The sequence below is a fragment of the Myroides sp. LoEW2-1 genome, assembly GCF_009767705.1.
Classification (GTDB): Bacteria; Bacteroidota; Bacteroidia; order Flavobacteriales; family Flavobacteriaceae; genus Flavobacterium; species Flavobacterium album_A.
In genome coordinates this window covers 1-478 of record NZ_WSPP01000255.1, presented here as the reverse complement: position 1 = coordinate 478, position 478 = coordinate 1, and the positions used below count along the sequence as shown (strand labels likewise).

At 33.9% G+C, this 478-nt stretch carries 1 protein-coding gene; it reads left to right on the top strand.

Features of this window, described 5'->3' with window-relative positions; all coding sequences use genetic code 11:
* The coding region (locus GOQ24_RS13345; protein ID WP_410505197.1) for a Mu transposase domain-containing protein at positions 1–478 on the top strand (478 nt) is incomplete at both ends.

Below are 478 nucleotides of genomic sequence, written 5' to 3'. Positions count from 1 at the left end.
CTTTTCAGAAGAAACAAAGCAGCCGAACAGAGATGTTCTTGGATTTTGAAAAACAAGCTCTTAAAGCTTTACCAATCGATTTATATCCAATTAAAACTTATAAAACAGCTACTGTATTAAAAAACTATCACGTTGATTTTAGAGAGGACAAACACCACTACAGTGTTCCATATCAGTACTTAGGAAAGAAAGTAACTCTTATTGTAGATCAAAATATTGTTGAAATCTATCATAACTATCAACGCATTGCTGTTCATCCTCGTAATAGGAGAACTAGTGGATACTCAACCTTAAAGGAGCATTTACCGCCAAAAAGTCAATATAATGCAGGTTGGAGTGAAGAGTATTTTATTAGTTGGGCCAATAAAATAGGCCCTGAAACAAAAGCTTTTATTGGGAAAATACTGCACAAACAAACCTTTGTAGAACAGAGCTTTAAATCATGTATAGCTGTTTTGTCCTTTGCTAGTAAAGTAGG